This window comes from Aeromonas sp. ZOR0001 (assembly GCF_000801015.1).
Classification (GTDB): domain Bacteria; phylum Pseudomonadota; class Gammaproteobacteria; order Enterobacterales; family Aeromonadaceae; genus Aeromonas; species Aeromonas veronii.
Genome location: NZ_JRJY01000080.1, coordinates 1 through 6884 on the forward strand (window position 1 = coordinate 1; position 6884 = coordinate 6884).

Annotated in this window: 7 protein-coding genes and 1 tRNA gene; 7 read left to right on the plus strand and 1 reads right to left on the minus strand. The window is 60.7% G+C overall.

The features are described 5' to 3' along the window. The first annotated feature begins 49 nt into the window (after positions 1–49). A tRNA-Leu gene (locus L972_RS09855) sits at positions 50–133 on the plus strand. A 218-nt stretch (positions 134–351) separates the two neighbouring features. Here the strand turns inward: L972_RS09855 and L972_RS09860 are convergent. Then, a complete protein-coding gene (locus L972_RS09860; protein WP_047437932.1) occupies positions 352–2184 on the minus strand; it encodes an SLC13 family permease in 1833 nt (610 codons plus the stop codon). Between the two features lie 263 nt (positions 2185–2447). Between L972_RS09860 and pnuC the strand changes: the two genes are divergently transcribed. From pnuC to L972_RS09890, 6 genes are all read left to right on the plus strand, one after another. Next, positions 2448–3164 carry a nicotinamide riboside transporter PnuC gene (gene pnuC / locus L972_RS09865; protein WP_047437934.1) on the plus strand — a complete coding sequence of 239 codons (717 nt, stop codon included), beginning with the start codon at positions 2448–2450 and terminating at the stop codon, positions 3162–3164. A gap of 3 nt (positions 3165–3167) precedes the next feature. After that, the gene (locus L972_RS09870; RefSeq protein ID WP_047437935.1) at positions 3168–3893 is read left to right on the plus strand and encodes a nucleoside phosphorylase; all 726 of its coding nucleotides are present in this window, start codon (positions 3168–3170) and stop codon (positions 3891–3893) included. Positions 3894–3998: 105 nt separating this feature from the next. Further along, positions 3999–4670, plus strand: coding sequence for a Crp/Fnr family transcriptional regulator (locus tag L972_RS09875; protein WP_047437937.1), 672 nt, complete (start codon positions 3999–4001; stop codon positions 4668–4670). 42 nt (positions 4671–4712) lie between these two features. Next, positions 4713–5036, plus strand: coding sequence for a N(4)-acetylcytidine aminohydrolase (yqfB, locus tag L972_RS09880; RefSeq protein ID WP_047437938.1), 324 nt, complete (start codon positions 4713–4715; stop codon positions 5034–5036). Positions 5037–5103: 67 nt separating this feature from the next. Next, on the plus strand, positions 5104–5505 hold the full coding sequence (locus L972_RS09885; RefSeq protein ID WP_047437940.1) for a DUF1622 domain-containing protein: 402 nt from the start codon (positions 5104–5106) through the stop codon (positions 5503–5505). A 200-nt stretch (positions 5506–5705) separates the two neighbouring features. Next, positions 5706–6884 (plus strand): alpha-glucosidase (locus L972_RS09890; protein ID WP_047438219.1); only part of this gene is annotated, 1179 nt, incomplete at its 3' end.

Genomic DNA, 6884 nt, shown 5'->3' on the forward strand with positions numbered 1-6884 from the left:
TAATGCGGGGGTCACAGGTTCGAATCCCGTCATAGCCACCATTAATATTGCGGAAGTGGCGAAATTGGTAGACGCACCAGATTTAGGTTCTGGCGCCCTAGGCGTGAGAGTTCGAGTCTCTCCTTCCGCACCATTAATAGCTGTACCAAACAGACCAGCTCACGCTGGTTTTTTTGTATCTGAAATTTGCCTCTCCCCAGTTTTTCTCTCGCTCCTCTATTAACCCAGCTCCACGTTAATTCCCGTCCACATCACTCTTCACTGATTCCGAGCACGCCTTGCCACTCTTGTCTCCCGGCCATAAAAAAGCGGCCCGCAGGCCGCTGGTGCACACATTCATCATCCCGGTTATCAGAACGGGAAGAACCAGGGGATCGCTACCACGCTGACCGCCATCACCAACAGGGTGAATGGCACCCCGATACGGATAAAATCGGCAAACTTGTAGTTGCCCGGCCCCAGTACCAGGGTATTCACCGGTGACGAGACCGGCGTCATAAAAGCGGCCGAGGCGGCAATGGCAATGGTCATGGCAAACGGATAGGGCGAGACTCCCATCTGCTGGGCCGTGCCCAGCGCAATAGGCGCCATCAATACCGCCGTCGCCGTGTTGGAGATAAAGAGCCCGATCACCGCGCAGAGGGCAAACAGGCTGGCCAGCATGACCCGCGGCCCCATCTCCCCGACCGCATTGATCAGGCCACCGACGATCAGATCCACCCCGCCGGTTTTTTGCAGCGCCAGCGCAAAGGGGAGCATGCCGACGATGAGGATCAGGGTCGGCCAGTGGATCGACTTGTAGGCACTTTCCATATCGATGCAGCGAAACTTGCCCATCAGCAGACAGGCGATCAGCGCGGCAATCACGTTGGGCACCGGATCGGTCACCATCAGCAGGATCATCACTCCAAGACAGAAGAGGGCATGAATGGCCTGGCTGCGGGCGGGGGCCATCTCGTCCACTTCGGCGGGCAGCCCCATCAGCAGAAAGTCGCGGCTATGGGTCTGCAACTGTCTGATGTGGCTCCAGTTCCCTACCACCAGCAGGGTGTCGCCCATCTGCAGTGGCTCATCCACCAGCTTGCCTGCCAGTGCCTCACCGTCGCGGCGCAGCCCCACCACGCTCAGGCCATAGCTGGAGCGGAAGGTCACCTCACGCACGCTTTTACCCAGCAGCTTGGACTCGGGGATCAGCGACACCTCGGCCATCCCCACCTCCCGCGCCTGATCGGAGAAGTACTCCCCGCGCAGGATCATGGGTTCGAGCCGCGCCTCGCTGCAAAACGCCCGCACATCCACCTCGGGGTCTGACATGTCGATCAGCAGCACATCCTTCGCCTGGAACTCACTGATCCCCGACACTGGCACCATCACCCGGCGAAACTTGCGCCAGCGCTCCACCCCGATGACGTGGGCACCATAACGGGCACGCAGTTGCAGCTCGTCCAGGGTGTGACCAATCAGCGGGGAGTCAGGCCGCAGCGCCAGACGACGGGCCCGACCGGCCAGTCGGTAGTCTCGGATGAGATCGCGCAGGGTGCGGCGCCCGGTCGGCTTGCCTTTGCCCTCTTCTCCCTCGCCCACCAAAGAGCCGCGCACCAGCAGCATGTAGAGGATGCCCAGCCCCAGGATCAGCACGCCCATGGGGGTGAAATCGAAGAACCCGAAACCGTGAATGCCATGACGCATCAGCTCGCTGTTGACCACCATGTTGGGGGGCGTGGCCACCAGCGTCATCATGCCGCTGATCAGCCCGGCAAAACCGAGGGGCATCATCAGGCGACCGGCCGGGATCCCCATCCGGTTCGCCACGCTCAGCACCACCGGGATAAAGATGGCCACCACTCCGGTGCTGCTCATCACAGCCCCCAGACTCGCCACCGCTACCATCAGCAACACCAGCAGCTTGGTCTCGCTGCTACCCGCCACCTTCACCAATGCATCCCCCACCTGATAGGCGATGCCGGTGCGAACCAGCCCCTCACCCACCACAAACAGGGCGGCAATCAGGATAACGTTGGGATCGCTGAAACCCGCCAGCGCCTCCGGCAGGGTGAGGGTGCCGCTCAGCACAAAGAGGATAATGATCAACAGGGCGACCACGTCCATGCGCACCTTGTTGGTCATGAAGAGATAGATGGCGCCAGCCAGCAGACAGAGCACCCAGACAAGCTCGGAATTCAATACAACCTCCTTTTATCACGTGATTCTCCTCCCGGAGAGTGGACTCTATCAGACCACAGCCATGGCGCTATCATCTTGCTACATATCAATAAAGTCCGGCCCGCCGGGGCCCCATAACCCATCACTGCTGGAATAACCGGGCACCAGCGGCGATTTCTTTGATATGGGCCAAGCCCGGGGCGGACAAAAGTCCTGCCCCTACTCCCCCTCACCCCTTAGAATGGCGCCCTCGCATACTAACCCTCATGTCCAAGGATCAGAAAATGAGCATATTCGAGCTGTTCAGCATCAATAACACGCTGGTGACCATACCGCTGGGTGGCGGCTATGCCATGTCATGGATTGAAGCCATCGGCACCCTGTTCGGGCTGGCCTGTATCTGGTTCGCCAGTCAGGAGAAGACCATCAACTACCTGTTTGGCCTGATCAACGTCAGCCTGTTTGCCATCATCTTCTTCCAGATCCAGCTCTACGGACTGTTGCTGCTGCAGCTGTTCTTCTTCTGCGCCAACGTCTACGGCTGGTACGCCTGGACCCGCCCGGCCAACGATCAGGGGGATACCCTGCAGATCCGCTGGCTCAGCAGATCCAAACTGATGGTGACCGCCGCCGTGAGCGTGCTGGCCATCGCTCTGCTGACCCGCTATATCGACCCGGTCTTCGCCACCCTGGCGCGTACCTCGGTCTCCCTGCTCAACCTGTTTGGTGCCAACCTTGCCATCCCCGAGCCCTCCCCCGATGCCTTCCCGTTCTGGGATGCCAGCATGACGGTGCTCTCGGTGGTCGCCCAGATCCTGATGACCCGCAAATACGTGGAGAACTGGATCCTCTGGGTCGTCATCAACATCATCAGCATCGGTGTCTATGCCGCGCAGGGCGTCTACGCCATGTCGCTCGAATACCTGATCCTGCTGTTTATCGCCGCCAACGGCACCCGCCTCTGGGTGATTGCCGCCAAGCGCCAGCCACAAGGTCTGTGAGCCATGAGTCTGTTACCCCATCTCCAGTGCAGCCCCGACCAGATTGCCGAGCGGGTGGTACTGTGCGGCGACCCGGCCCGGGTCGATCGCATCGCCAGCCAGCTTGAAGAGTGTGAGGTGCTGGGGCAAAACCGGGAGTTTCGCCTCATCAACGGATCCTATCAGGGGCAGCCCATCACGGTTTGCAGCACCGGCATTGGCGGTGCCTCGGCCATCATAGCGCTGGAGGAGCTGGTGCAAGCCGGCGCCCGCTCGCTTATTCGGGTCGGCTCCGCCGGTGCCCTGCAGCACGACATCGGCCTTGGCGACCTTATCGTGGTGGAAGGGGCGGTTCGCAATGAGGGGGCCTCACAGGCCTATCTGCCCGCCGAGTACCCCGCCTGCGCCGATATCTGGCTGCAAGCGGCCCTGCTCAACCATGTGGCCACTAGCAGCCAGCCTCATTGGCACGGGCTGGTACGCTCCCACGACAGCTTTTATCGAGATGATGAGCAGGAGGTGTGCCGCTACTGGCATGCCCGTGGCGTGCTCGGCGCCGATATGGAGACCGCCTCCCTGCTGACTGTAGGGCGCCTGCGCAAGGTGCGGGTTGCCGCCGTGCTCTGCAACGTGGTGCTGTTCGAGCAGGATGTGCAACAAGGGGTAGCGGATTACGCCAGTGCCGAACAGGCGATGATGGCCGGTGAGCAGCAAGCCATCGCGGCCGCCCTCCACGCTCTGGTGCAATAAACCGCAAACCGTTAACTGCGGCACATCCGCTACCGTGCGGGCTGGTATCCGGCCCGCACTCTTGCTAGCCTCATGGCCCTCGTCATCCGGTGCGACAGGCAAGTCATGCAGCAACAGCCCTACCCCCTCGGCCGTTTTCACGCCGAACTCCAGCAGCTTGAACCCCGCTTTGCCGCGGCGCTCGACGCCTGCACACTGTTTCTGCGCCGTTACCTACCGGGCGAATTGATCATGCGGCAGGGGGAGCAGAGCGAGCAGCTCTATCTGGTCGAACATGGCCGGGTCTCCCTCAACAGCACGGTACACTCTGGCCGCCGCTTCCAGCTTGGCGAAATTGAGTGCCACAGCCAAATCTTCGGCGAGATGGAGTTCTTCAGCGCAACCCCGGTACAGTGGAACGTGGTGGCCGAGACCGAGCTGGATGCCCGAGTCATCTGCGCCAACAAACTAGCCCAGCGCCTGCTGGCAGAACCTGAGTTGACCCTCTTTTTCGCTGCGGCGCTTGCCAGCGACTATCTCGACACCCTGGAGATCACCACCAGCCGGCTGCTCCACCCCATCGCCTACAACATCGCCTATGAGCTATGGCGTGAGCGCCAGCGCACTCCGATGCTGGGATCGCGCAAGCGGGCCCATGAGGCGGCGCGCTTCGGCACCACCGAGCGGGTTTACCGCCGCGCCCTCAAGGAGCTGGTCGAACAGGGCATAATTGCCGACAGCAGTGACGGCCCCGTTATCGCCGATCTGGCCAGGCTGCGCGCCTATCTCGATCTTTGATTTCCATTCACCTCATTTCGATTCACCCAGTCAGGAGTCACCATGTCTGCTCATTCCTATCCCGAATTCACCTTCTTCAGCCGCTTCGTTGCCGACATTCAGGCGGGCCGCAAGACCATCACCATCCGCGACGAGAGCGAGGCCAACTGGCAACCCGGCCAACGTCTGGCGCTGTTCACCAACCCGGAGCACCAGCCCTTTGGCACCATAGAGGTGCTCTCGGTCAAGGCGGTCGCCTTCGATGAACTGAATGACAAGCACGCCCGTCAGGAGAACATGACCCTCCCCGAGCTCAAACAGGTGATCCGCGAGATCTACCCCGATCTACCGCCGCTCTATGTGATTGAATTCAAACTGATTGCCTGAGCCGGATTTGGCCTTTGCCGAGCAATGTGTTAATAGTGTCCTCTTTTGAATCATGGAGGTGACCCGAGTGTTTGAGATAGCGAGCCTGAAAGAGGGGATGATGCACGGGGTCGAGCTGTTCCAGCTACTGCTGGAGATCATCTCCATCGCCTGTGTAGTGATAGGGCTTGGCAAAACCCTCTGGCTGGCGGCAAGAGTGCGGGATCACCAGCCCGGCTTTCCGCGCATTCGTCTCTGCTTTGGCAGCTGGCTCATTCTGGCGCTGGAGTTCCAGCTCGCCGCAGACATCCTGGCCACCACGGTCGCGCCGAGCAAGGAGGAGCTGATCCGCCTTGCCATCATCGCGGTGATCCGCACCTTCCTGAACTACTTCCTCGGCAAGGAGCTGGAAGCACAAGCGGAGCGCCAACAAGAGAAGGCAGAACGCCAGCAGGAGCAGCGCAGCGAGCAGGCCAAGGCTGCTCAATAGCCTGTATCGCTGCGGTGCATCAGCGCTAAGTGCCGTGCCATCCCGACCACCTCCGTGGCTCGGGATGGCGCCTTTGTGACCCTCCCCGCACTTTTGGGAATCAGCCAACAATGGAACCCTTTTCAAGGTTTCCCCTGCCCTGTTGACTGCCCGTTCATCTGCGTAAGATAGAAAATCTTCTCCCCCAACCGGCCACGCTGATGAATACGCACTCCCTTCACACGCCCGATATCGACCTCGATAGCTGCATCATCTACCAGATCTACCCCATTAGTTTTCAGGACAGCGATGGCGACGGCATGGGCGATATCAACGGCATCCGTCAGCGCCTCGACTATCTGGCCACCCTCGGGGTCGATATGCTCTGGCTCACCCCCATCTATCGCTCCCCCAAACGGGACAACGGCTATGACGTGGCGGACTACCGTGCCATCGACCCCGCCTTCGGCACCCTGGCCGAGATGGAAATGCTGATAGCCGAAGCGGCCGCTCACGGCATCGGCATCATGATGGATATAGTCGCCAACCATACCTCCACCGAGCACGAGTGGTTTGTGAAAGCGCTGGCGGGGGATCCCCGCTATCAGGACTACTACGTATTCCGGGATCAAACCTTTGTCGATGCCCACCCCATTACCTCGATTTTTGGCGGCAGCGGCTGGCAGTATGTGCCAGCGCTTGATCGCTACTACCTGCACAACTTCGACGCGAGTCAGGCCGATCTGGACTGGGACAACCCGGCGGTGCGGGCCGAAATGGCAGAGGTGATCAACTTCTGGCTGGGCAAAGGGATCAAGGGATTTCGCTTCGATGTGATCGACATGGTGAGCAAGGAGTGGGACCGACTGGCCATGAGCAACGGCCCGCGCCTGCACGACTATATCCGCGAGCTCAATGCCGCGAGCTTCGGCGGCAAGGGGATCATCACGGTGGGGGAGACCTGGGGGGCCGATCTCGCCCATATGCTGAACTATTCGAACCACGATGGCAGCGAGTTCAGCATGGTGTTCAACTTCGAGCATCTGGGGCTGGGCAGTGACAAGTGGTCATCCCGCTTTGCTCCCCTCGTCTTCAAGCGAGCCATGGCCCGCCACCAGCAAGGGCTGCACGGTCAGGGCTGGAACAGCCTGTTTCTCGGCAACCACGACCTGCCCCGCGCCGTCTCCCGCTTTGGCGATGACAGGCCAAAGTGGCGGGAAACCAGCGCCAAGCTGTGGGCCATGGTGCTGCATATGATGCAGGGTACTCCCTTCATCTATCAGGGGGAGGAGCTGGCTATGACCAACCGCCACTGGCAGCCGGGCGAGCTGCGCGATGTGGAGGCGCTCAACTACCGCGCCAGCCAGTCAGGGCTGGATCCTGCCGAGCTGAGTCGGCGG